The 379-nt window shown below is 71.8% G+C and carries 1 protein-coding gene; it reads left to right on the top strand.

The features are described 5' to 3' along the window. Nucleotides 1-60: 60 nt before the first annotated feature. Nucleotides 61-379 (top strand): hypothetical protein (locus tag ACPXB1_RS30675; RefSeq protein ID WP_425736185.1); only part of this gene is annotated, 319 nt, incomplete at its 3' end.

Consider the following 379-nt stretch of genomic DNA (forward strand, 5'->3'; position numbering starts at 1 on the left):
CGGTCGGTGTTCGACGGTGAGGTGGGGTTGTGGCCGCATCGGCGTTTTCCGTTGCCGGCGGTGCGGCGTCTGACCGGCGCCGACGCGCACCCCATCGACGTCGTCTTCGGCTACACCGAGCCCCGCACCGACCCCTCCGGTGGGAAGGACGCGGGCGGACCGGGCGCCGCACCGACGCCCGACGGCCACACCGCGCGGGCCGACGATGCCACCGACGAGCGGACCGCCAGCGACGTTGCCGCCACCGAATTCCTCCTGTCCGTCGGTGCCAGCCCGACCGTGATCCGTCTCGTCGGTGACGGGCGGGTGTTTGGGTCGGCGGGTTTGGTGCGGTTGGCGGGGATGTTCCGGGTGGTGTTGGAGTCGATGGTTGCGGATC

It is taken from the genome of Micromonospora sp. DT68, assembly GCF_049847245.1.
GTDB lineage: Bacteria > Actinomycetota > Actinomycetes > Mycobacteriales > Micromonosporaceae > Micromonospora > Micromonospora profundi.